Raw genomic sequence first — 21,619 nt, forward strand, 5'->3', positions numbered from 1 at the left:
TCACTTCCATGCAGGAAGGTTGAAATCATGCTTTCACTAGTGATGCGCCCCATCCTTGCGCGCTCCCGGTCCCATCTGGGACATCTGGAGCCGTGATCCGCCCATCAGGGAGACCGAAACCAGGGCAAGCACCGCCGGTATGACCGCCCACAGGAAGGCGTGGTCTACGGAAACGGAGAGCGCGCTGCTGATTTTCTCCATGATCGGTGCCGGAATGAGCGCTCTTCGCTCCGGCGAAAGCATCTGCTGCGGATCCATCGTGGCCGGCATATTCTGACCGGAAGCCCCGCCCAGGGTGCTGCTCAGCCGGTCATTGAAGTCATTGCGCTGAATGATGCCGAAGATCGTAATTCCCACCGTCATCCCCAGCGAGCGCAGGAAGGAAATCGTCGAGTTGGCCGAGCCCCGCTGTCTGGCGTCCACGCCCTGGATAGCCGACATCCCAAGTACGGAGAACGAAAATCCCATCCCAAAGCCGGCTACCAGCATATAGATGGACAGCATCGTCCGTGTCGTCTCCGGCGTAATCGTGCCGAGCAGCAGCATGCCGCCGCCGAAAATGACTGCCGAAAGGATCATGATGCTGCGGAACGACATTTTGGAGGACAGCATGCCCCCTACCTGCGAGGCTACCACGGAACTGAGCGTCATCGGAAGTAGTATCAATCCGGAGTTAGTCGCATTTCCACCCATGACCCCTTGCACGAAAATCGGAATATACACCGCTGCGGTAATGAAAGCCGCTCCATAGAACAAGGCCGCTGCACTGCTGAAGGCGAACAGCCTTTTGCGGAACATGTCATAGGACACGATCGGTTCGGCCACCTTGGCCTCCACAGCCAGGAATATGATCAGCAGCACGGCAAACGCGGCGAACAGTCCGATAATGACCGGCGAATCCCAGGCGTATTTGCTGCCGCCCAGCTCCAACGCAAACATGAGACTGACCACGGAGCCCACCAGCGTAGCTGCTCCCCAAATGTCGATCTTCTGCTTGGAGTGCTCATGAGACTCATGATAGAACAGCACCACCAGCAAAAAGGCTACGATGCCCAAAGGCAGGTTAATGTAAAAAATCCAGCGCCACTCCAGATAATCGGTGATATACGCCCCGAGAAGCGGTCCGAACAAGCTCGACACCCCGAAAACGGCGCCGAACATGCCCGCCATCTTACCTCTGGACTCGACCGGGAAAATATCAAACACGATCGTAAACGCAATCGGCACCAGCGCCCCGCCGCCGATTCCCTGAATCGCCCGGTAAATGCTCAGCTCGGTAATGCTGTGCGCCGTCCCGCACAAAACGGAACCTAGCAAGAACATGATGATCCCGAACACAAAAAATCTTTTCCTTCCATACATATCGGACAATTTGCCGAAGATCGGCATACCGGCCATCTCTGCCACCATATAGGCGGAGGTGACCCAGACGAATTGGTCCAGACCGCCCAGCTCGCCGACGATCGTCCCCATTGCGGTGGAGACGATCGTGTTGTCCATCGCCGCGATCAGCACGCCGAGCAGCAGACCGGCGACGATCAGACCCAGCCTGTTCTTTTTCACTGCCATGCTACGCACTACCCCTTTATATTGTTTTTAAAATACCCTATCCCAGCCGGACAAACCGGCCAACGCTTGCCGCCGTGTCCTGCTTGAATTCGTCTTTATATTCCACCAGTCCGATCTCGCACCCGCTGCCGATGTTCACCCTTCTGCCCCGAACGACGTCAGCTTTGGTGTTCTCAAGATAAACAACGTCGCCTTCTATGCTCTCCGCGCTGAGCTCCCCTCCGTCGTAATGGGAAGTCATCTTGCCGATCAAGGGAATCCCCAGCCCTTTCTTGACGGTGATCTTGGCACCCACGAGTTCCCCGATCCGGCTCGGTCCATACATCTTGATCTCGACTTGTTCGCTGTTCAGCATGCCCGGGATTTCCACCACGCCCCGCACGAGCAGTTCCTCCGTCTGGCCGGATGCCGCCCGGAGGCCACCGTTGATCTTGACGAAATCCGAAGACACATTGCCGCCGACATCAAGTTCGCCGTTGATGCTGACGCTTTTCAACTGCAGATCCCCGGACACTCTTACCTCGCCCTGAGACTTCAGCAGTCCGCCCTGAAGGTTCTCCCGGACGTTCAGCGATCCGTTGATGGATGCCGTTTCCGTGATCAGGGAGCCGTTCACCTGTGCCGTGCCCAGGCATTTAAACAGCCCGCAGTCCGCCGTGCTGCTGATTTCCGCGTCACCCATAATTTTGACCTGGTTAAAAGATCCGCCCCCCGAGCTGCCGCTGCCCGTAATTTTCATATCGCCAAGCCCGTGGCGGTTTCCATTTGTCGTCATGACCTCTTCCTCCTTATGAATACCCGGTCGTCCGGGCATTCCTTGAATGTTTCCTCATGCATCTGTGTTGGATCTATTGATCTTTTCTGCTTAGCCAGTCGGCTTCAGAGCCTTTTTCAAATCCGCTTCGTCGATCCGATTTGAGCGTCTCCGTCCCGCTTAAGGTCGACCTTGTATTCGACCCTGCCGATTTTGCAGCCGGGGCCGATCCGCACTTCGCTGCCGCGGACGATATCCGCTTCCGTATATTCCAGGTCCACGAAGTCCCCCTCAATGAGATCCGCTTTCAGGCGGTTGTTGAAGACCTGGGCCAACTGCTGCAGAATGGACGTCTTCTTCAATCTGCGCACCGTAATGTGATCCCCGCCGATTTCCTTAGCCTTGCTGGGCAAGCTCATCTTCAAGTCGATCAAGCCTGCGTTCAGTAGCCCATCCACCGCAAACCCGCCATGAACCGAAAGCACCTCGCACTGGACGTCCCCTCTCGATTTCAGGCTGCCCGACACTTCCACCTTCTCGCTGTTGAGCCCCTTATCCAGGGTAACCTTGCCGTTGATCGTAGCCGATTCGCTGCAGTTTGTCATCTCTTTGACGGTTCCCATGCCGTCCATAACCAGACGCTCGGTCGATAAATCGCCGTCAATCGTCATCGTCCCGTTGATCTTGACCGTTTCCCCCAGCACTGAACCCGAAATGCTCAGGGTGCCGTTGGAATCCAGCGCAATGCAGTCTATATCACCATTGATCCGGCTGATCCCATCAATCCTTACCGTTTTATACACGCCGGACGCCACCGTCCCGATGCCCGACATCGACATGTCATGTCTTTGTTCCCGCTCCATCGCCTCAAACCTCCGATTGGTTGATTTTCAATTTCAATTCCTCGATACAGCCTCTTAAAGGCAGGCGGAACACCCACTTGGCATCCCGGTCCACATATAAATGCTCAGTAGTCTCGACCAGCAGGAGCAGCGGCACACCCATTTTGCGGACGAGCGCCAGCTCGCACGGTTTGCTTGCCACCTTGGCGTAATGTTCCCGCATCAGGGAAAGCAGCATTTTGCCTTCTTCCCGGGTGATCTCTCCGCTCTTCAGCAGCTTCTCCAGAACATAGACCGAGAAAATGTCGGCGAACGTCAGCGCATCCTGCTTCCCCAGCTCCTGTTCGAACAAATCCAGCGTCAGACTTGTAACAATGTTACGTTTCAGGAGTTCGCCATGGGTCATCGATATTTCGCCGGAGCTCGGCGAAAACACATCGGCCAGCTCGTCGAGGGACAAGCCGTCCTTCATATTGATAATGCGGTCTATGCGCTGCAGTATTTTTTGCTTCGGAAAAAAGGTCTCCTGTCCCGTAAAGGAAGACTTGCGGATAAACCATTCCTCGGGAATGAGGTTTTTCCGCTTCCAGCGGTACAGCTGTCCATAGGAAATCCCAGTCAGCTCCAAGAGATCCTTTTTGGAAATCTCTTCATCGTTCATTGCACATCCTCCTCGCAGAAATAATGTAACATAACATTGTTACGTTGTAAATACGGCAAATGAAAATAAGAGGGACCGAACGAAAAAAAGACGCCTCCAAAGGGAAGCGCCTTTTTATTGCCTGCTATTTTCGAATCCATGCTTACAATTTGCCTGAAGCCGAACCCGGCTCAACCAAACCTGTTATGGCGATCGTTACACATGCTCGGCAAGCCACTGCTCCGTCATGCTGAGCAGCACTTCGCCGCGCTTAATCGCTTCAGCCACCTGATCCGTCGCCGTGCCTCCGTACACATTACGGGCGTTCACGACGGTCTCCGGCTGCAGCACCCGATAGATGGTGTCGTCGAACAGCGGCGAGAACTGCTGGAATTCTTCCAGCGTCAGGTCGAGCAAATATTTGCCCTGCTGGATGCAGTACAGTACCGTCTTGCCGATGACTTCATGCGCCTGGCGGAACGGCAGCCCTTTGCCGACGAGGAAGTCGGCGATGTCCGTCGCGTTCGAGAAGTCCTGGTTGACCGCTTCGCGCATGCGGCCCTTGTTCACCTTCATCGTGGCGATCATCGGCGCAAACAGCTGCAGGGCCCCTTCCAGCGTGGCCACTGTGTCGAACATGCCTTCCTTGTCTTCCTGCATATCCTTGTTGTACGCCAAAGGCAGCGACTTGAGGACGGTCAGGAGACCCATCAAGTTGCCGTACACGCGGCCGGTTTTACCGCGAACGAGCTCCGGCACGTCCGGGTTTTTCTTCTGCGGCATGATGCTGCTGCCGGTACAGAAGGCGTCGTCCAGCTCGATAAAGTTAAATTCCGTGCTGCTCCACAGCACCAGCTCTTCGGACAGGCGGGAGAGATGCATCATGATGATGGACGCGTGGGACAGGAACTCCACGATAAAATCGCGGTCGCTTACCGCATCCAGACTGTTCTCGTAGACCCGGTCAAATTGCAGCTGCTCCGCCACGAAATGGCGGTCGATCGGGAACGTCGTCCCGGCCAGGGCGCCGGCGCCGAGCGGCAGGACGTTAATGCGCTTGTAGCTGTCCATGAGCCGCTCGATATCGCGCTGGAACATGGAGACGTACGCCATCAGATGATGGGCGAACAGAATCGGCTGCGCCCGCTGCAGATGCGTATATCCCGGGATGATCGTATCCAGGTTGTCCCGGGCTTGTCCGATCAGCGATTTTTGCAGCTCATGCAGCATACCGGCCAGCTCGACGACCCGCTTGCGCAAATACAGGTGCATATCGGTCGCCACCTGATCGTTCCGGCTGCGTCCCGTATGCAGCTTGCCTCCAACCGGGCCGATCTCGGCAATCAGATTTTTTTCCACGTTCATATGGATATCCTCGTCCGCTACCGAAAACTCGATGTCGCCGCGGCGGATTTTTTCCAGCACGGTTTGCAGCCCCGCCTTGATCGTCTCCACGTCCTCCTGCGGAACGATTCCGCATTTGCCCAGCATCGTCACATGTGCCAGGCTGCCTTGAATATCCTCCTCGGCGAGCGCCTGGTCAAAACCGATCGAAGCCGTATATTCGTCTACCAGATGGTTGGTTTGCTTTGTAAAGCGCCCTCCCCACAGTTTGCCCACTATCGTTCTCTCCCCTCTTGCTTGACAGCAGAGGGCCGCTCCTTCCCGTGACCGACAAGGAACGGCCCCCCTACGACATGCTTTTGCTGTTGATTATATCATGAAAAATTACTTGCTTTGTTCGACGCCTGTGCCGACTTTAAGACGCAGGGCGTTCAGATGGATAAAGCCGGTAGCATCCCCTTGATCGTACGCTTGGGTCGGATCGGCTTCCATCGTGGCGATGTCCGGGTTGTACAGGCTGACCGGGCTCTTCACGCCAGCGGCGATGATATTGCCCTTGTACAGCTTCACGCGTACCGTACCGGTCACGTTCTTCTGGCTTTCGGTCACGAGCGCCTGCAGTGCCAAACGTTCCGGTGCGAACCAGAAACCGTTGTACACGAGCGTGCTGTAACGGGTGATCAGGCTGTCGCGCAGGTTCATCACTTCGCGGTCCATCGTGATCGACTCCATTTTGCGGTGCGCAGTGAACAGGATCGTGCCTCCTGGCGTTTCATATACGCCGCGGCTCTTCATGCCGACGAAACGGTTCTCCACCATATCCACGCGGCCGATGCCGTGTTTGCCGCCGAGCTCGTTGAGACGATCCATCACGGCCAGCGGGTTCAGCTTTTCGCCGTTAATGGCGACGCAGTTCCCCTGTACAAAATCGAGCTCCACGTATTCCGCTTCGTTCGGCGCATCCTCAGGGGAAACGCTGAGCAGGTACATGTCTTTATTTTCAGGCGCGCTGGCATCGAACCAAGGATCCTCCAACACGCCGCTCTCATAACTGATATGCAGCAAATTGCGGTCCATCGAATAAGGCTTCGCCGCTGAGGCGGTGACCGGAATGCCGTGCTTCTCGGCAAAAGCGATCATTTCCGCGCGTCCCGGGAACTCGTTACGGAACTCCTCAAGCCGCCATGGAGCGATGACTTTGATGTCCGGAGCCAAGGCCGCAGCCGCCAGCTCGAAACGCACCTGGTCGTTCCCTTTCCCTGTTGCTCCGTGCGCAATCGCGGTCGCGCCTTCCGCGCGGGCGATGTCCACCATACGCTTGGCGATCAGCGGGCGCGCAATGCTCGTGCCGAGCAGGTACTGCCCCTCATACAGCGCTCCCGATTGGAACATCGGGAAGATGAAATCCTGGGCGAATTCGTCCTGCAGATCGTCGATGTATACTTTCGAGGCGCCAGTAGCCAGTGCCTTTTCCTCCAAGCCGTCCAGCTCTTCCCTCTGCCCGATATCGGCCGTAAACGCGATGATTTCGGCATCATACGTTTCCTTGAGCCATTTCAGAATGACCGACGTATCCAGACCTCCGGAATACGCAAGTACGATTTTTTCCTTTGCCATGTCTTAACTCCCTCTCCTGACTAATCTAAAAAACTGAGGAACCGGATATCCAAACCTCCGGGCTATCCGGCACCGATACATCCGAGTCCAATAGGTTTACCCCATCAATGCGGCCATCAGCGCTTTTTGCGCATGCAGACGGTTTTCGGCCTGGTCGAAAATGACCGAGTTTTTGCCGTCGATGACCCCTTCGCTCACTTCTTCCCCACGGTGTGCCGGCAGGCAGTGCATGAACAGATAGTCTGCCTTCGCCAGCTGCGCCAGCTTCTCGTCGACTTGATAATTTTTGAACGCCGCCTCGCGGACCTTCTGCTCTTCCTCAAAGCCCATGCTGGCCCATACGTCGGTATAAATGACGTCCGCGTCCTTCACCGCTTCTTCCGGACTGTTCGTAACCACGATCTGCGCACCGCTCTCCTTGGCAATCTCTTGGCTTGCCTTCACTACGGCCGGATCTGGGGTGTACCCTTCCGGACTTGCGATCGATACGTTCACGCCCAGCTTGGCGCCGCCGATCATCAAGGAATGGGCCATGTTGTTGCCGTCGCCGATGTAGGCGAGCTTCAGGCCTTTCAGCTGGCCTTTTTGCTCATAGATCGTCTGGTAGTCCGCCAGCACCTGGCACGGATGCGCCAGATCGCTCAGGCCGTTAATCACGGGAACGGAGGCGTATTTCGCCAGATCCGTCACATTGTGATGCCCGAAGGTGCGGATCATGATGCCGTCCAGGTAACGCGACAGCACCTGCGCCGTATCGCTGATAATTTCCCCGCGTCCGAGCTGAATATCGTTTTTGCTTAAAAAGAGCGCGTGGGCTCCGAGCTGGAACGCCCCCACTTCGAACGACACCCGGGTACGGGTGGACGATTTTTCGAAAATAAGTCCGATCGTTTTACCCTTCAGCGGCTGGTATTCCTCGCCGTTCTTCTGCTTGCGCTTGAGTTCGATCGCCAGATCGATCAAGTACTGAATTTCTTCCGGCGTATAATCGTCGAGCTCCAGCAGGTCTCTTCCCTTCAGGTCGATATCCTGCAGCAGCCCGGTTTGGCTCAACATCGTTACGTCCTCCTTTGTCATTGCATGCTCTAATGCTGCCCTGCTACGCTTTGTTCACAGCGGTATGATCATGGATCAGCTCGGCAATCATGCCGACGGCCTGATCGATTTCTTCTTTGGTAATATACAGGTTCGGAAGCAGGCGGATCACGTTCGGTCCGGCGGTCACGAACAGCAGGCCGCGTTTCTGCCCTTCCAGCACGATGTCGTTCACCGGCTCCCTGCATTCGATGCCGATGAGCAGCCCTAAGCCGCGCACTTCATTGACAAAAGGATGCACAGCCACCTTCTCGTTCAGCTGCTGGATCAAATACTCGCCCATGTCCGCGGCGCGCTGCGGCAGCTGGTCCTCGAGAATCGTCTCGATCGTGGCGATCATCGCCGCCGTCGCGATCGGTGTACCGCCGAAGGTGGAGGCGTGGCTGCCCGGCGTAAACGCATCTTTCAAATAGCCTTTACCGAGCATCGCCCCAGCCGGGAACCCGCTGGCGATGCCTTTGGCGAGCGTGAAAATATCCGGCTCGATGCCGTAATGCTCATGAGCGAACAGCTTGCCTGTACGTCCCATGCCGGTCTGTACCTCGTCGATGATGAGCAGAAGTCCGTGCTGCTCGCACAGCGCCTTCACTTCCTTCAAGAAGTCCGGCTGCACGACGAGCACGCCTCCTTCCGCCAGCACCATCTCGATCATGATCGCTGCCGTATCCGGGCCGATGGCCGCTTTCAGCGCGTCCAGATCATGCAGCGGTACGCTCTTGAAGCCGGCAGGCAGCGGCAGGAAGCCGTCCTTCACCTTGTCCTGGCCGGTAGCCGTCAGGGTAGCCAGCGTGCGTCCGTGGAAGGATTGATGGAACGTGATCATTTCGAAGCGTCCGGTGCCTTTCACTTTCTGATGATAACGGCGGGCCAGCTTGATAGCCGCTTCGTTCGCTTCCGCGCCGCTGTTGCAGAAGAACACCGCATCCGCGCAGCTGTTAGCGGTCAGCAGGGAGGCCACTTTCTCCTGATTCGGAATGTGGAACAGGTTCGATACATGCCACAGCTCATCCAGCTGGGCTTTCAGCTTCTCGGTCACTTTCTGCGGCGCATGGCCCAGATTGGTCACCGCCAGACCGCACATAAAATCGAGGTATTTGTTCCCCTTGTCGTCCCACAGCCAGCTCCCTTGCCCTTTTACCAGGCTGATCGGATATCTGGCGTACGTTTGAAACAATGAGCTTGCCTGTTCGCTTGCACTCATCCCTAATCACTCCTTCTCCCGGAGCCGCAGGTTCATCCCTGTGCCCCTGTATCATATCGTCATGCCTTTATTTTAATCCCGCACGATGCGGGTACCCAACACTTCGCCCTGCAGCACCCTGCTCAGTACTCGGGGTTCGCTGCCGTCCACGATGACGACTTCCTGCACGTCTCCCTGGATGCAGCTCACCGCGGCCCGAACCTTCGGAATCATGCCGCCGTAAATATCGCCGCTGGCGATCATGTCTTCGATTTGCTGCACCGTCACCGACGGCAGCACCTGCTTCTTGCCGTCCACGGCTTTCATGATGCCGGGCACGTCCGTGACCACAATCATCCGGTCGACCCCCAGGTGGGAAGCGACGGCACCTGCCGCGGTATCGGCGTTAATGTTGTAACGCTGCCCGGACGCGTCCACCCCGACCGGTGCGATCACCGGCATATAGCCCATGGCCGTAATGCCTTTAACGATCGCCGATTCCACGTAGGTAACATCGCCGACATGGCCAACCTCGGACGCATTCGCCACCGGCTCGGCCTGGATTAGTCCCCCGTCGACTCCCGACAGGCCAAGAGCCCGGCCGCCCGTGCTCTGGATTCGCCGCACGATCTGCTTGTTGATCGTTCCGGCCAGCACCATCTCCACGACGTCGAGGACGTCCTCGGTCGTCTTGCGCAGGCCGTTCACGAATTCCGTTTCGATGCCCAGCTTGGCGAGATTATCCGAAATGGCCGGCCCGCCCCCATGGACGATAACCGGCTGCACGCCCTGCTGCTGCAGCTGCTTCAGATCCTCAAAGAAGGAATCCGGCAGCGCCGCCAGCGTGCTTCCCCCGCACTTCATGACAAAAGTCTGCTGGCCATCCGCTCCTATATGGGAGCCCTGCTCATTCTCCAGCGTCTTCATATGCATTCACTCTCCCCTGCAGCTGCCTTCGCCTTATGTCCGGTAAGCCGCATTGATCCGTACGTAGTCATAAGTCAAATCGCAGCCCCAGGCAGTGGCTTGCCCTGCCCCGCCGTGCAGATCCACGACGATGCGGACGGTGTCCCCTTTCAAGTAAACCAAAGCTTTATCTTCATCAAAAGCGACCGGACGCGATTGTTCCAACACGCTGATATCGCCCAGCCGGATGTCGACCGTCTCCGGATTTACCGGCTCGCCCGCGCGTCCGACGGCAGCGATGATCCGTCCCCAGTTGGCATCGGCGCCGAACACGGCCGATTTCACCAGGCTCGAGCCGATCACCGTCTTGGCAATCGCCCGTGCCGACAGGTCGCTGACTGCGCCGGCGACGCTAACCTCGACCAGCTTCGTCGCGCCTTCGCCGTCCCGCGCAATCGCTTGGGCCAAGCTTCGGCACACATACGTGAACCCTTCGGCAAACGGCCCCCAGTCAGGATGCGCCGGTGTCAGCACCGCGTTCCCCGCCAGCCCGCTGGCCATGGCGATCAGCATGTCGTTCGTGCTCGTGTCGCCGTCCACCGTAATCATGTTGAACGTTACGTCCGTCGCCTGCCGCATCAGCTGCTGCAGTGCTTCCTGGTCAATAGCCGCGTCCGTCGTCATAAAAGCGAGCATCGTCGCCATGTTCGGATGAATCATCCCCGAACCTTTGGCCGCGCCGCCAATCGTCACCTCTTTGCCGTCCACCAACACCGATACGCAGGCTTCCTTCTTCACGAGGTCCGTGGTGAGGATCGCCTGCGAGAAGTCCTCCGCGCCCATTGCTGCGCTGCTGAGCCGCGGCGGCAGCGATTCGATGCCTGCGTTCACGCGGTCCATCTTGAGCAGCTCGCCGATCACGCCCGTGGACGCGACAGCCACGTCCTGCTCCGCCACGCCGAGATGGCGGGCTGCGGCCGCCCGCATGTCATAGGCATCGGCTTCGCCCTGCTGCCCGGTGCACGCGTTGGCGTTGCCGCTGTTAACGATGACAGCCTGCAGCGTGCCGTTCTGCAGGCTCTCGCGCGTCACCTTCAGCGGTGCCGCCTGAAATACATTGGTGGTGTACACGGCCGAAGCGACGGCCGGCACCTCGCACAGAATCGCGCCAAGGTCATGGCGATCCGTCTTCTTCAGACCGCAGTGTACGCCCCCCGCGGAAAAACCTTTGGGCGTGACGATCGATCCGTCCTTCACCTGCGTAAACGTCGTTAATTGTCCCATGTCTATGTTCATCCCGCTTACGGATACACCGGAGTATAGCCGAGTCCGAGATTTTCCTCCCATCCCATCATCAGATTCAGGTTCTGAATCGCCTGGCCAGCCGCACCTTTGACGATATTGTCTATGACCGAAATAATGGTGACCCGGCCCGTCCGGGGATCCGCCGCAAAACCGATATCGCAATAATTGGAGCCCAACACTTCCTTCGTCGCCGGCCAAATGCCCGTATCGCGCACGCGCACGAACGGCCGTCCATGGTAATACTGCCGGTACAGCTCCACAAAATCTTCGTCATTATACACGCCGTTCAAGTTCGCATACATCGTGCTCATAATACCCCGGGTCATCGGCACCAGCTGGGTCGTAAACGTCACCGTCACCTGCTCGCCGGCCACTTGGCCAAGCACCTGCTCAATTTCCGGGATATGCTGATGCTTATTCACTTTGTAAGCTTTGAAATTTTCATTGATTTCCGCAAAATGCGACGTTAAGCTCGTTCCGCGTCCCGAGCCCGATACGCCGGACTTGGCATCGATGATGATGCTGTTCGGGTCGATCCAGCCGGCGCTGATGGCCGGAACCAGACCGAGCAAGGTAGCTGTCGGGTAACAGCCGGGATTGGAAATAAAGTCCTTGCCGGCGACCTCTTCCCCAAACAGTTCGCACAAACCGAAAACGGCTTTGTCCAAATAAGCCGCATCCGGCGCGGTGTGCTTATACCATTTTTCGTACGTGGCGCCGTCCTTGATCCGGAAATCCCCGGACAAATCAATGACTTTAAGCCCCGCTTCCAGCAGGCCCGGTACCAGTTTGGAGCTGACGCCCGAAGGGGTAGCCGTAAAGACGACATCCGCCTTGGCGGCGATTTCCTTCGGATCGGTACCGTCCAAATTTTGCACGATAATGTCCGTTAAATGCGGAAAGCCTTCCGAAATCGGCGTTCCCGCGCTCGATGATGAAATCACTGACGTAATGACTGCATTGGGATGCCCCTGCAGCAGCCGGATCAGCTCAACCCCGCCGTAACCGGTCGAACCGACGATCGCTATTTTTACCTTCTCCCCAGTACCGTGTTCTCCCATTCCCGCGTTCCCCTCTCTATTGCCGCTTCTGTATAAATCATGAATAATTATGTATTATTATACGACCGCTTTTATATAAATACAACACTTTGGAACGAATTTCCCTTATCCTGTAAGGGCTTATCCACTCCGATACTTCATCATCGAAACCTATGAATCCTTCTATTTACCATAAAAAAAGACCCATCTCAAAGGTCCGTTCAGATTCATTCCTATTGAAAGATGACATGTCTCTCGCCATTCGCAGCATTTATGTCTGTTTCGGAGTTTACTTTTTGATGCCGGTAACGATGCGGACAGGCGGGAACATTTGAACATACAATGCGGATATCCGCACATCCCGCATGCCGGAATCGGCCATAAACTGCGCATATTCCCGAGTATGCTGAAAATCCAGGATCGCTGCTTGGCCACCCCTTTTTAACACCCGCACCATTTCTTCGATAGCCTTGCGTCTCTCTTCCGGCCCTTGAATATTATGAATCGCCAGGCTGGAAACGACCTTATCGAACGTGCCGTTGTCAAACGGGAGCCCCCGCGCATCCGCATGGATCACTTCCACCCGGCTTCTTACGCCTTCCAGCTCCGCATTATGCAGCGTAACCTTCGGGTCATTCCCCGACTGGTCACGGGGATTCCAAATATCGATGCCTATGACTTTCCCGCCAGGGATCTGCTTGGCCAGAGAGTTCAGCACGAAACCTCTGCCGCATCCCACATCCAGGATCCTGTCACGTTTACCAATATCCAGCTGTTCGATGAGATTCCGGATGATGATCCCTTTTCCCCGCTTGCTGCTCCACAGCATCAGAAGAGCCTCCAGCCAACAAAACAGGCCACCGAGCAAAAGCAATCCCGCCGCGATGGACCAGAGCATCCCATGCAAACGCAGGAGCAGGATGGCGGCAATGAGCGGCAGTGCGCCGATCCAGGCCAAATTCCGAATGACGGTTGGCGCGTCGATCCCGTAATTCCCCTGGTTTGCGATTTCCGGTCTAAGCTTGACCATCTGTTCATCCCTCCCTTTTCAATGGTATATATATATTCCACCTTCAATCTTCCCAATAGCCGCAAAAGTGCATCTAATATCCGCGAATAATGCTTCTTTCAAATGGATAAGTGGAATAATGCATCTATTTCCCGTGTAATGTGCTACTTTTCGGTGTAAGCACCAGAGCTAACGATTTGTTGCACTATACGGGAAACGTTCGATTAAAAGAAACAGAGGTTGGTTGTACATCATTTGCTCCATATCTCTTTATATAGTGAGACGCCGCTAAGACGAACTACACTTTCACTTTATAGGAGGTAATATTTATGGCAATTGGTGATCCACTTACTTCGAGAAATCAGCTTTACGGACGGGACAGCGTCGATTTGTTGGCTAGAACACTTTATGGCGAAACTGAAAATGACTCGGAATCGCGTGTTGGTGTTGCATGGGTTGTTATCAACCGAAAGAATGATACAACATACGAATTCAAAAATCTGAATACTGTCGAAGAGGTTGTACTTTATCCATCAGCCTTCTCTTGTTTCAATGAAACTGATCCTAACTTGGCAAAATGCCTCAAACCAGATACATCAAGTCAAGTTTGGAAAAACTGTGTTTCCGTCGCTCAAAATGTCGGTACCCTCGCAAACCCAATCGGCGATAAACTGTTTTATACCCAAGTCGATCTTTTCAATGCGAATTCCAAAACTGAAAATGGGAAGCTCTTATATAAAATGAGCGGCACATGGGTAGTTGTTACTTCTAAAATCCTGAAAGGTGAACACATGTTTTTCAATTACCAACACTAATCTTTAATATGCAAAAGAAGCTGACCATTTTGGGCCAGCTTCTTTTTTATTCATAAGGATTGGTAATTTCGATTTGATCTGCAACAAACTCATTTAGGGCTTGGTCATATTTATACGTTACATGAACAGTGCATACGTATTCAGGCAGCACGCCATTAGTGGGTTTAACAAATCCGCCTATATCAACTGCCAGTTTCTGATCCTTTACATTATTTAAAATCATATCACCAAAGTAAAGTTTGTTTTCAAATTTATCATCTGGATTAACTAACTTTAAATCACTGACTTTTTTACTGAATTTGTATTCTTTCCCTTGAGCTTTAGCCTTAATTAGCAGTTCATCGCCCTTTTGGTTAACTTCGGTTTCCAAATCCGCAAGAATTTCCTCAGCACTTTGTATCTTTATTTCCGTAAGGTTTTCTCCGTTTAAAACATGGGCTTCATTCGTATCTAAATTAGTACCATGTCCCGTAACAAGAATGATGACTGCTTCTTCTTTGCCATCCCCTGTGAGATCAACATACGACACTTTGGGTTCAGATACTCCACTAAGTATTTTCCAATCGAATTTCTTTTGGCTGCCGTTAACGTCTACAATGACTCCATCTGTTGTTTCGGAAAGCTTTACTTCTTTGTTTGCTGATGACCAAAATTTAGTCTCCTGGGTCGTCCCCTCATTACTCTCCTTATTTTCTTGACCAGGTTGCGTTGTTACCTGAGCGCTTGTTGTTTTATCCTGACCCGTTGAGGAACTGTTCTGTTCATTATTGCAAGCAACAAGAGAACCCAATATTAGAATTGATGCTGAAAACAACGCGACTTTGTTAATGTTAATCCTCTCACTTTCTCTAGTTGATTTATACTACTTAATTATATAATCATTAATATCCAAAAAGTTTAAAAAATGTATTTTATTGTTTAAATTAAAGTAATCAATTCTGTTGAGGCATCTACACCCTTGTCTGCAGCTTAGTACTGTATTTCGAAACCCATAATACATAACGCTGACCATAATAAAAGGTTTGCCGGTCTTCTTATATAAAAATCAATGATGTTATAAACGCCCATAAAAAATAACCAACTCCGATGAGTTGGCTATTTTTTATCCATTTTCCGAATGAGTTGGCTCACGTAAGGCTGGGAAAATCCGAGTACAGATCAGCTGCCCTGCAGCTTAAAGCCTTCACCCAGCACCTCATGCGCATTGGTGATGATGACAAAAGCCTCCGGATCCACCGACTGCACCAGCGTCTTTAGCCGCGTCGTCTCGCTCTGTCCGATGACGACCATCAGCACGGTCCGGTCCGTTCCGGTATAACCGCCGGTGGCGTTCAGCTTGGTACAGCCACGGTCCAGGTCTTTCAGCACCGCCGCCGTTATCGGCTCGATATGGTCTGAGATGATATAAGCCACCTTCGAGTAATTAAAGCCCAGCTCAATAGCGTCGATCACCTTGCCGGTGACATACAGTCCCACCAGCGCGTACAGCGCCTTCTCCAGCGACAGCGTGCAGGCGGCTAAAACAATGACCGATCCGTCCAGGATCACGACGCTCAGGGAAAAGCTGAGTCCGCTGTACTTTTGGATAATCTGGGCCAGCGTCGTCAGTCCGCCAGTGGAGCCCCGTCCCCGGTACACGATCCCGATCCCGAGTCCCACGGCGATTCCGCCATAAATCGAGGCGAGCAGCGGGTTGCTCGTCGGCAGCGGCCAGTCCTTCGTCAAAAAGACGAACAAAGGCAGCACCACGCTGCCCAGCAGCGAGCGGATGCCATAATTTTTTCCGAGGAGCAGGACGCCCATGATAAACAACGGGATGTTGAGGGCCCACTGGGTAAAGGCCGGCTCCATGCCAAACCAGGCCTCAGCCAACACGGAAATCCCGGATACCCCGCCGGAAGCAATCCCGTTCGGCAGGAAAAACAAATTAAATCCTAAAGCGATAATAAAGGAACCGATAATGATGAGCAGCGTATCCACCACGTGGCGCTGGGGTCCGCTCATGGGCAGCGATGCCTTTCTGCGGTTCGATGACTTCTGAGACATTACGTTTTTCTCTCCTTAACTAAAATAAATCGGCCATGAAGCAGCCAAGCATGACGAATGCTAAAATCAGTCCTTTACACCAAAAAATTCCTACACAAATAGCGTGTAGGAATTCACTTGGTTTTATTCGGTTTCCACCTTAATTTGACTGCGCAAATAACCGTCGATGAACGGATCCAGGTCCCCGTCCATAACAGCGCCGACATTGCCGGTTTCCACTGAGGTGCGGTGGTCCTTTACCATACTATAGGGGTGAAACACGTAGGAGCGAATCTGGCTGCCCCAGGCAATATCCGACTGTTCCCCTCGGATTTCATCCAGCTGTTTTCGCTGCTCTTCGAGTTTGCGTTCGTACAGCTTCGATCGAAGCATCGTCATCGCACGCTCCCGGTTTTTGATCTGCGAGCGTTCGTTCTGACAGGTCACCACCACGCCCGTCGGGATGTGGGTAATCCGGACCGCGGAGTCTGTCGTGTTAATGTGCTGACCGCCGGCGCCACTGGCCCGGTACGTATCGATCTTGAGATCCTCTGTCCGGATCTCCACGTCGACGTCCTCGGTAATCTCCGGGACGACATCGCAGGAGACGAACGACGTATGGCGGCGTCCCGACGAGTCGAACGGCGAGATACGCACCAAACGGTGCACGCCTTTTTCGGTTTTCAGATAGCCGTAAGCGTTAAAGCCTTTGATCAACAGGGTAACGCTCTTGATCCCGGCTTCGTCCCCTGGCAGGTAGTCCAGGGTTTCGACTTTGAAGCCATGTTTCTCTGCCCAGCGGGTGTACATCCGCAGCAGCATCTGTCCCCAATCCTGGGACTCGGTCCCGCCGGCGCCTGGATGCAGCTCGAGAATGGCGTTCATTTTATCGTAAGGCTGGTTCAGCAGCAGCTTGAGCTCGAAATCATCCAGCTTCTTGGTTAACGACTCCACCGCATCCGCGATTTCGGCGGCCAGTGATTCGTCGCCTTCCTCGTCGGCCAGCTCCGCCATCATCGAGGCGTCGTCGTATTCCTGCTGCAGCTTCTCATACTCGTCAACCGATGATTTGACCGCGTTCATTTCCGCAATAACCGATTGAGCTTTTTCGTTGTCATCCCAAAAGTCGGGAGCCGACATTTTCTCTTCGAAGTTTAAGATCATTTCCTGCTTCAGATCTAAGTCAAAGAGACCCCCTAAGATTGGTGAGTTTCGTTGCGATTTCCCGCAGGTCGTGCTTAACGCTTGGATCTAACATGGTTTACTCTTCACCTCTTTATCGACATAAACTCCCTTAAGCGGAAAGACCCTGCGGCCGCCCTCTTCTTCAGAGCAGCACCCGCTTGGGTCTCCCGGTTTAAGGGAGTTCTGGCTCCGTTTCTTAGGGTTGCCTAAGAAACGGCTGTTGTATGAATTGTTGTAGAAGTTACTTCGATACTATCTTATGCTTCTTGACCGTGGCAGTGTTTGTATTTCTTGCCGCTGCCGCAAGGGCACAAATCGTTGCGTCCGATCTGATCGCCGACTTGAACCGGCTTCTTCTCGGTCGGCTCGCCATTCGTGGAAACTTTGCTCTCTTCCACAACCGCCTGGCGCTCCTGGTTCGCTTCGATATGGGCCTTCATCACGTACATGGCCACTTCCTCCTGGATGCTGGCCGTCATCGTGTTGAACATCTCGAAGCCCTCGAATTGGTATTCGCGGAGTGGATCCGTACCGCCGTATGCACGGAGGTGGATACCTTGACGGAGCTGATCCATCGCGTCGATGTGGTCCATCCACTTGCTGTCGACGGAGCGGAGCACGATTACTTTCTCGAACTCGCGCACCAGCTCGGAACCGATCCGTTCTTCACGTTCGTCGTACTTCTTCGTCACCTTATCGAAGATGAACTCTTCAATCTCCTCAACCTCTTTGCCCCACAGATCGTCGCGGGTAATCGAGCCTTCGTCAAGGAGCTTGCTGTTCACGTAATCAGCCACTTCCTGGAGCTCCCAGTTTTCCGGAATATCGTCGGAACAGTGCACTTCCACCGCACGGTCAATGACCGGCTTGATCATCTCCATGACGATATCCTTGATGTTGTCGGATTCCATGATTTCACGGCGCTGCTTGTAAATGATCTCCCGCTGCTGGTTCATGACGTCGTCGTATTGGAGTACGACCTTCCGCAGGTCGAAGTTGTTGCCTTCGACGCGTTTTTGCGCGGATTCGACCGCACGGGTGATCATCTTGCTCTCAATCGGCTGGTCTTCCTCGAAACCGAGGCGTTCCATCATGTTCAGTACGTTGTCCGCACCGAACCGCTTCATGAGCTCGTCGCCCAGCGACAGGTAGAACTGCGTCGAACCCGGGTCACCCTGGCGTCCGGCACGGCCGCGAAGCTGGTTATCGATCCGGCGGGATTCGTGGCGCTCCGTACCAATGATATGCAGACCGCCCACATCAGACACACCGTCACCCAGCAAAATATCCGTACCCCGTCCGGCCATGTTCGTGGCAATGGTTACCGTTCCCGGCTGACCGGCGCGGGAAATAATGTCCGCTTCCTCGGCATGGTATTTGGCGTTCAGCACCTGGTGCTTGATGCCTTTGCGCTTCAGCATTTCCGAAACCAGCTCGGAGTTCTCGATGGATACCGTACCGACCAGCACCGGCTGGTTCTTTTTATGGCGTTCGACGATTTCGTCGACAACCGCCTTAAACTTGCCGTTCACGCTCTTATACACGATGTCCGGCATATCCGCCCGCTGGTTCGGCTTGTTCGTTGGCACCTGAAGCACTTCCAGGCCGTAAATTTTCTTGAATTCTTCTTCCTCCGTCTTCGCCGTACCGGTCATGCCGGCCAGCTTGCGGTACATCCGGAAGTAGTTCTGGAAGGTGATTGTCGCGAGCGTCATGCTCTCGTTCTGAACCTCGATGGCTTCCTTCGCTTCGATCGCCTGGTGCAGACCGTCGCTGTAACGGCGTCCGGCCATCAGGCGGCCCGTAAATTCGTCGACGATAACCACTTCGTCCTCCGTCACGACGTAGTCGACGTCGCGGCGCATGATGACGTTCGCCTTCAGTGCTTGAACGATGTGATGGTTCAGCGTAATGTGGCTATGGTCGTAAAGGTTCTCGATTCCAAAAGCGCGTTCCGCTTTGGCAACACCCTTTTCCGTCAAAGCAACGGATTTGACCTTGATATCAACGGTATAGTCCTCTTCCTTCTGCAGCTGCTTCACAAAGCGGTCGGCCACATAATACAGCTCGGTGGATTTCTGGGCTTGTCCCGAGATAATCAGCGGGGTCCGCGCTTCGTCGATCAGGATCGAGTCCACTTCGTCAATCGTACAGAAGTACAGCGGACGCTGTACCATTTGTTCCTTATACAGCACCATGTTGTCACGCAGGTAGTCAAAACCGAACTCGTTGTTCGTACCGTACGTGATGTCGCAGGCATACGCCACTTGTTTATCCGAATGGTCCATGCCGCTCAGGTTGACCCCGACCGTCATGCCCAGGAATTCGTAAATTTGCCCCATCTCCGCGCTGTCCCGCTGAGCGAGATAGTCGTTGACGGTTACGACGTGCACACCCTGTCCAAGCAGAGCGTTCAAATATACCGGGAGGGTACCGACCAGGGTCTTACCTTCACCCGTCTTCATCTCGGCAATTCTGCCTTCGTGCAGTGCCATACCGCCAACCAGCTGAACGTCGTAATGACGCTTACCTAGTACACGCTTGGAGGCTTCGCGTACGGTGGCAAACGCTTCAGGAAGGAGATCGTCGAGGGTTTCCCCTTTTTCCAGACGCTGGCGGAACTCCTCCGTCTTGGCTTGCAGCTGCTCATCAGAGAGAGCGACGAATTCCGGTTCTATTTTGTTAATCTGATCGACCGTCTTCATCAGACGCTTGACATCACGATCGTTGACGTCACCGAAGATTTTTTTAACAATACCTAGCATGGTTAACCCCTTTCGCGCAAAACAATTGTTAGAATCAACTTCAGTTATTTCAGGGTTATGTTCAAATGAAATAGACTCTTGATGAACCAATTCACACAGACAACGGCTGGATGATATGGATTCATAAAGAATCGATTCATACAGGAGTATTGAAAATCTGCTGCTTGTTGAAATTGATCCGGACAGAATCGACTTCATACAGACAAAATGTAACTGCTTGAAGTTCATTCTAATCGTATTTAAACCGGTAATGATGATAAAAACGGGTTTGCATAAATTGTAACAGTTTGTAAGAGATGCCGCAACAACTTACCAGCCTTACAAACCGCCTCTATCTATATACGCAAGAAGAGCCCAATCCGTTGCAGGATAGGGGCTCTTTTTTTACATGAAATTCATTAAATATTTACATCATTATGAAAATTATTACAACGGACCGTCATTAGTTAATACGTGCTGCCTTCATTTTGTTCGATCAAACCGTATTTTCCATCATTCCGTTTGTAAACAACATTCACTTCCTGAGTATCAATGTTCGAAAAAACAAAGAAATTATGTCCGACCATGTTCATCTGCAAAATGGCTTCTTCCACGTCCATCGGCTTCAAGGTGAAGCGCTTCGTGCGGACCACTTCCAGATCGTCGTGCTCTTCCTCCGTCATCGTCGGCAGCAGGCCGGTGGTACCGGTCGCGGCTTCTTCCGTGAACAGCATCTTCAGGCTTCCTTCCTGGCGGAACTTGCGGTTGAGCTTGGTCTTGTGTTTGCGGATTTGGCGTTCCAGCTTGTCCACGACGGCATCAATGGATGCATACATGTCATTGCTGCGGTCTTCGGCCCGGAGCATCACTCCAGGAAGCGGAATCGTTACCTCCACGCTGTGCAAACCTCGAGTAACTCCAAGTGTCACATTTCCTTCTGAGGCGGGGGGTGCATCGAAATACTTCTCAAGCCTGCTGAGCTTCTTGTCGACATAGTCCTTCAAAGCGTCAGTAACCTCGATTTGTTGACCTCGAATAGCTAAATTCATAGGGCACTCCTCCTTTGCAGTTCCATTATATCACAATTGTTAACGCTAAGTAAAAAGGCGTTTCCGGGCGGCTGTCCGCCAGCTGAAAGCCCTTCACTTATCCCCGCGGTCCGCTTAAAGCAGGGTAAAATTCCTTAACCGCACAGGAGGAAATGAAACAAGTTCGATCGTGGTAAAATCCACCGGAACACAAAGAAAGACCCTGGATATCCAGGGTCTTATCGCTACCGTTCTTCAATTACTTAACCATCGAACCGTATATGTAGGTCGGCCTTGCCGGATGATTATAATTTCGTTACGTTAGCTGCTTGCGGTCCACGAGCGCCTTCGACGATGTCGAATTCAACGTCTTGACCTTCTTCCAAAGTCTTGAAGCCATCCGTTTGGATTGCGGAGAAGTGTACGAATACGTCGCCACCATCAGCAGTCTCGATGAAGCCATAACCTTTTTCTGCGTTGAACCATTTAACTTTACCTTGCATGCACTAACATTCCCTTCG

The 21,619-nt window shown here is 53.7% G+C and carries 19 protein-coding genes; 1 reads left to right on the forward strand and 18 read right to left on the reverse strand.

The window, feature by feature from the left end:
• Nucleotides 1–36 precede the first annotated feature (36 nt).
• From CJP46_RS20085 to CJP46_RS20140, 12 genes are all read right to left on the reverse strand, one after another.
• A complete protein-coding gene (locus CJP46_RS20085) occupies nt 37–1,569 on the reverse strand; it encodes an MDR family MFS transporter (RefSeq protein ID WP_094597423.1) in 1,533 nt (510 codons plus the stop codon).
• A 37-nt stretch (nt 1,570–1,606) separates the two neighbouring features.
• Complete coding sequence (locus CJP46_RS20090) at nt 1,607–2,344, reverse strand: hypothetical protein (protein WP_094597424.1); 738 nt, start codon at nt 2,342–2,344, stop codon at nt 1,607–1,609.
• Between the two features lie 116 nt (nt 2,345–2,460).
• Complete coding sequence (locus CJP46_RS20095; RefSeq protein ID WP_094597425.1) at nt 2,461–3,186, reverse strand: polymer-forming cytoskeletal protein; 726 nt, start codon at nt 3,184–3,186, stop codon at nt 2,461–2,463.
• A 4-nt stretch (nt 3,187–3,190) separates the two neighbouring features.
• Nucleotides 3,191–3,826, reverse strand: a complete 636-nt coding sequence (locus tag CJP46_RS20100; RefSeq protein WP_094597426.1) for a YhbD family protein — start codon at nt 3,824–3,826, stop codon at nt 3,191–3,193.
• Between the two features lie 195 nt (nt 3,827–4,021).
• A complete protein-coding gene (gene argH / locus CJP46_RS20105) occupies nt 4,022–5,425 on the reverse strand; it encodes an argininosuccinate lyase (RefSeq protein WP_094597427.1) in 1,404 nt (467 codons plus the stop codon).
• Between the two features lie 108 nt (nt 5,426–5,533).
• A complete protein-coding gene (locus CJP46_RS20110) occupies nt 5,534–6,766 on the reverse strand; it encodes an argininosuccinate synthase (RefSeq protein WP_094597428.1) in 1,233 nt (410 codons plus the stop codon).
• Nucleotides 6,767–6,862: 96 nt separating this feature from the next.
• A complete protein-coding gene (gene argF, locus CJP46_RS20115) occupies nt 6,863–7,819 on the reverse strand; it encodes an ornithine carbamoyltransferase (protein ID WP_094597845.1) in 957 nt (318 codons plus the stop codon).
• A 46-nt stretch (nt 7,820–7,865) separates the two neighbouring features.
• Complete coding sequence (locus tag CJP46_RS20120; protein WP_094597429.1) at nt 7,866–9,062, reverse strand: acetylornithine transaminase; 1,197 nt, start codon at nt 9,060–9,062, stop codon at nt 7,866–7,868.
• A gap of 72 nt (nt 9,063–9,134) precedes the next feature.
• Nucleotides 9,135–9,968, reverse strand: a complete 834-nt coding sequence (gene argB, locus CJP46_RS20125) for an acetylglutamate kinase (RefSeq protein ID WP_094597430.1) — start codon at nt 9,966–9,968, stop codon at nt 9,135–9,137.
• Nucleotides 9,969–10,001: 33 nt separating this feature from the next.
• Nucleotides 10,002–11,231, reverse strand: coding sequence for a bifunctional glutamate N-acetyltransferase/amino-acid acetyltransferase ArgJ (argJ, locus tag CJP46_RS20130; RefSeq protein WP_094597431.1), 1,230 nt, complete (start codon nt 11,229–11,231; stop codon nt 10,002–10,004).
• A 17-nt stretch (nt 11,232–11,248) separates the two neighbouring features.
• Nucleotides 11,249–12,313 (reverse strand): N-acetyl-gamma-glutamyl-phosphate reductase, encoded by a 1,065-nt coding sequence (gene argC, locus CJP46_RS20135; protein ID WP_094597432.1) that lies wholly within the window; start codon nt 12,311–12,313, stop codon nt 11,249–11,251.
• A gap of 268 nt (nt 12,314–12,581) precedes the next feature.
• Nucleotides 12,582–13,322 (reverse strand): class I SAM-dependent methyltransferase, encoded by a 741-nt coding sequence (locus tag CJP46_RS20140; RefSeq protein WP_094597433.1) that lies wholly within the window; start codon nt 13,320–13,322, stop codon nt 12,582–12,584.
• Nucleotides 13,323–13,630: 308 nt separating this feature from the next.
• On the opposite strand from CJP46_RS20140, the gene CJP46_RS20145 reads away from it, so the two are divergent.
• Nucleotides 13,631–14,116 (forward strand): cell wall hydrolase, encoded by a 486-nt coding sequence (locus tag CJP46_RS20145; protein WP_094597434.1) that lies wholly within the window; start codon nt 13,631–13,633, stop codon nt 14,114–14,116.
• A gap of 46 nt (nt 14,117–14,162) precedes the next feature.
• Here the strand turns inward: CJP46_RS20145 and CJP46_RS20150 are convergent, their stop codons facing one another.
• The 6 genes from CJP46_RS20150 to CJP46_RS20175 all read right to left on the reverse strand — a co-directional run bounded on the left by CJP46_RS20150 (nt 14,163) and on the right by CJP46_RS20175 (nt 21,601).
• Nucleotides 14,163–14,906 (reverse strand): hypothetical protein, encoded by a 744-nt coding sequence (locus CJP46_RS20150; RefSeq protein ID WP_179281245.1) that lies wholly within the window; start codon nt 14,904–14,906, stop codon nt 14,163–14,165.
• Nucleotides 14,907–15,274: 368 nt separating this feature from the next.
• Complete coding sequence (locus CJP46_RS20155) at nt 15,275–16,162, reverse strand: YitT family protein (protein WP_094597436.1); 888 nt, start codon at nt 16,160–16,162, stop codon at nt 15,275–15,277.
• Between the two features lie 123 nt (nt 16,163–16,285).
• Nucleotides 16,286–17,399, reverse strand: a protein-coding gene (gene prfB, locus CJP46_RS20160) for a peptide chain release factor 2 (RefSeq protein WP_143813005.1) whose coding sequence is annotated in 2 segments (ribosomal slippage) — nt 16,286–17,326 and nt 17,328–17,399 — 1,113 coding nt in all. Because the reading frame shifts where the segments join, the coding sequence is not laid out codon by codon here.
• Between the two features lie 184 nt (nt 17,400–17,583).
• Nucleotides 17,584–20,091 (reverse strand): preprotein translocase subunit SecA, encoded by a 2,508-nt coding sequence (gene secA, locus CJP46_RS20165; protein ID WP_094597438.1) that lies wholly within the window; start codon nt 20,089–20,091, stop codon nt 17,584–17,586.
• 446 nt (nt 20,092–20,537) lie between these two features.
• A complete protein-coding gene (hpf, locus tag CJP46_RS20170; RefSeq protein WP_094597439.1) occupies nt 20,538–21,119 on the reverse strand; it encodes a ribosome hibernation-promoting factor, HPF/YfiA family in 582 nt (193 codons plus the stop codon).
• Between the two features lie 284 nt (nt 21,120–21,403).
• On the reverse strand, nt 21,404–21,601 hold the full coding sequence (locus tag CJP46_RS20175) for a cold shock domain-containing protein (protein WP_094597440.1): 198 nt from the start codon (nt 21,599–21,601) through the stop codon (nt 21,404–21,406).
• Between the last annotated feature and the right edge of the window lie 18 nt (nt 21,602–21,619).

It is taken from the genome of Paenibacillus sp. XY044 (assembly GCF_002257645.1).
Taxonomy (GTDB): Bacteria; Bacillota; Bacilli; order Paenibacillales; family Paenibacillaceae; genus Paenibacillus_AQ.

Bases quoted from the DNA above. Each gene is read 5' to 3' on its own strand.
- argB (WP_094597430.1), bottom strand. From the start codon at position 9,968: ATGAAGACGCTGGAGAATGAGCAGGGCTCCCATATAGGAGCGGATGGC.
- secA (WP_094597438.1), bottom strand. From the start codon at position 20,091: ATGCTAGGTATTGTTAAAAAAATCTTCGGTGACGTCAACGATCGTGAT.
- hpf (WP_094597439.1), bottom strand. From the start codon at position 21,119: ATGAATTTAGCTATTCGAGGTCAACAAATCGAGGTTACTGACGCTTTG.
- argJ (WP_094597431.1), bottom strand. From the start codon at position 11,231: ATGGGACAATTAACGACGTTTACGCAGGTGAAGGACGGATCGATCGTC.
- CJP46_RS20100 (WP_094597426.1), bottom strand. From the start codon at position 3,826: ATGAACGATGAAGAGATTTCCAAAAAGGATCTCTTGGAGCTGACTGGG.
- CJP46_RS20140 (WP_094597433.1), bottom strand. From the start codon at position 13,322: ATGGTCAAGCTTAGACCGGAAATCGCAAACCAGGGGAATTACGGGATC.
- argC (WP_094597432.1), bottom strand. From the start codon at position 12,313: ATGGGAGAACACGGTACTGGGGAGAAGGTAAAAATAGCGATCGTCGGT.
- CJP46_RS20145 (WP_094597434.1), top strand. From the start codon at position 13,631: ATGGCAATTGGTGATCCACTTACTTCGAGAAATCAGCTTTACGGACGG.
- CJP46_RS20095 (WP_094597425.1), bottom strand. From the start codon at position 3,186: ATGGAGCGGGAACAAAGACATGACATGTCGATGTCGGGCATCGGGACG.
- CJP46_RS20120 (WP_094597429.1), bottom strand. From the start codon at position 9,062: ATGAGTGCAAGCGAACAGGCAAGCTCATTGTTTCAAACGTACGCCAGA.
- CJP46_RS20110 (WP_094597428.1), bottom strand. From the start codon at position 6,766: ATGGCAAAGGAAAAAATCGTACTTGCGTATTCCGGAGGTCTGGATACG.
- CJP46_RS20085 (WP_094597423.1), bottom strand. From the start codon at position 1,569: ATGGCAGTGAAAAAGAACAGGCTGGGTCTGATCGTCGCCGGTCTGCTG.
- CJP46_RS20175 (WP_094597440.1), bottom strand. From the start codon at position 21,601: ATGCAAGGTAAAGTTAAATGGTTCAACGCAGAAAAAGGTTATGGCTTC.
- CJP46_RS20090 (WP_094597424.1), bottom strand. From the start codon at position 2,344: ATGACGACAAATGGAAACCGCCACGGGCTTGGCGATATGAAAATTACG.
- CJP46_RS20155 (WP_094597436.1), bottom strand. From the start codon at position 16,162: ATGTCTCAGAAGTCATCGAACCGCAGAAAGGCATCGCTGCCCATGAGC.